This window comes from Photobacterium marinum, from assembly GCF_000331515.1.
Classification (GTDB): Bacteria; Pseudomonadota; Gammaproteobacteria; order Enterobacterales; family Vibrionaceae; genus Photobacterium; species Photobacterium marinum.
The window spans coordinates 1-2,375 of sequence record NZ_AMZO01000067.1; the positions used below are offsets into that span (position 1 = coordinate 1).

Below are 2,375 nucleotides of genomic sequence, written 5' to 3' on the forward strand. Positions count from 1 at the left end.
GCTGTTTTCTAACGGATTAACCAACTTCACCGGGTCATGGCATCGAAAGCCAGTAAACAGACCGAATGTAGAGCGGCAGTCCCAAACCTTCTATCACCTGACGCTGTTATTGACAACCGGGGGAGTCCATGTAGCCTGCAATAAGGTGCGCCCCGCTGAACCAGCAAAGCGCACCAAACTTTATACCAAACCCACCGAATGTAAAGCGTCACCCTTGATTGCCTTGTTAGCCAGATGTGTTTACTCGGCTTGAGAAAAGCTTTGAATAACATCTAATACTTGAAGAGAATCAAATGGCTTTTTGAATGACGGAATACTCTCGAGTATCTCCTTCTCGAATTCTGACAGAGAGTCATAAAACCTTTGATTGTATATATCGGAACCAGTAAACACCAATTGTCTTATTAGACGAATTTGCTCATTAATAACTTTATTATTTTCTTTTTTATTCAGCTCTTGCAATTGAAGCAATGTCTGTGAAAGCTCAAATAATTCAGGTTGAGTACAATCATCAAATGATTTTTTATACAAGAAATACAGCCCTTTTGAAATACTAGCATCAAGCTTTTTAAGTACTTCTCTCTCCTCAACCGGCAACCTATAATCTCTAACACGATTCATACACTCCGTTTGCTTTTCCTCAAATTTAGCCACATTTATTTGAAGCAATACTGAACCATATTTCATCTCTTCAGTTAACTCAGAATGAGCTGAAAATGAAAATAAACATAAAGCAAGCAACAAAAATCTATTTAACATTTGGTGTACACCCTAAGTAGATAGAACGCCAGAATTGATACTCTTTAGATTTTGATATATGTAAATGAGCTTGCCTATATGCTATTTTTTCTATTTGCTGTAGAGCTAATCGGTCTAATCCTTGAAAAGACATGAGAAAATATTCCCAATTAACTTGGGTCAAGTTCCAACTGGCTTGATTTGCATCAGAAGCACCAAGCTTAAATAACATTTTATTTTCTAACCTTAAAGCACCAGATCCCGAAGCCCCCTTTAGACCCACACCACCAAATATAGTTAAAAAATGCCCAAGAAAAACTGCGATACGACCATATTTTTTTAGATCATGAATCTCTTGAATTTCAGCGATTGCATCTAAACTATCTTGATCAAATGATATATTCGATATCGCAGGACATTGTCTAACCATAACTCTAAATCCCTATTAGTTGAAATAGGGTTATAATGACATTAAAAAACCATAGAACATGATGAAACAAAAGACATTGAGAGCCAATTAAAATTTAATCGATTGATATATCATACATTTACGTTCATAAACCGAACTCAATTCAAGGGCTAACACCTGCAATAAGGTGCCCCGCACTAAACCAGCAAAGCACACCGAACTTCAAACCAAAACCACCGAGTGCAATGGATCACCTTGATTGCCTTATTATGGCAAACTCAAGGAAATTTAGTCACTTACCAGATACGCTTCCGCGACAGAAATACCAGTTCGAACACCTGCCAGTTTACCCTACCGATAAAAACCGAACAGAAATTGATACATAACTTCATGAACCAACTAGTAAAATCAGTAGCCACAGGACAAAGAATGGCTTTTTACCAACAGATATAAACCAGAAGCTTCGGGAAGGTTTGTGAAAACTGAAATCTGTTAGCCTTTAGCCAAAATTTAAAAGCTGATTATCGATGAAGTTTCTGGCATTTCTGACAACAAACACAACAGGCAAATCAAGCGTGCTGCGGACAAAACCCGCTATATTCACAGTTCGTTATACACTGAAAGCGTTCAGATATATCGCCAGAGAAGATCGACTTAATAGCCGCTAAACTTGACCCGCAGAGCTTGAAGCAAAAACCACGTTGCCTGTGCTTTTGTGCCATAACGCCGGGCATAAGGTGCACCGACACCGAACCTACCAAGCGCACTAAACTCCATACCAAAACTGCCGAGTGTAACGTGTCACCTTGATGCCTTTGTTATGGCTATATTTCAAGTAGTTAACTTAAATTTGGCACGCTACCGCCGAACAGAATTATTTACCTGCCATATGATTAAGGCATCATACAACAAACAAAATGTATAAATTTGAAATCGCTCAATTTTAGCCTTAAATATTATACACCTAGCCTCTTTTTAATGGATTTTGTGCGGGTGATTTTCAGAGGAATTGGAGCAGTAGACACAGGACAAAGAATTGCTCTTTGCCAACAGATTTAAATCGAAAGCTACGGGGAAAATAGCAAGGATTAAAACCTGATAACCCTTAGCCAAAAATTAGGAACTTTTTTCGATGATATTTCTGGCATTTCTGACAGCGAGAACAACTGGAAAATCAAGCGAGCTGCGGACAAAGCCAGCCAAATTCACAGTTCGTTATACCGAAAAG

General features: G+C 38.5%; 2 protein-coding genes. Both read right to left on the reverse strand.

What is annotated here, in order from left to right; translation table 11 throughout:
* Nucleotides 1-240: 240 nt before the first annotated feature.
* The gene (locus C942_RS24145) at nt 241-759 is read right to left on the reverse strand and encodes a hypothetical protein (protein ID WP_036801846.1); all 519 of its coding nucleotides are present in this window, start codon (nt 757-759) and stop codon (nt 241-243) included.
* On the reverse strand, nt 749-1,168 hold the full coding sequence (locus C942_RS24150) for a hypothetical protein (protein WP_036801848.1): 420 nt from the start codon (nt 1,166-1,168) through the stop codon (nt 749-751). The genes C942_RS24145 and C942_RS24150 overlap by 11 nt, the downstream gene beginning before the upstream one ends.
* Nucleotides 1,169-2,375: the final 1,207 nt, after the last annotated feature.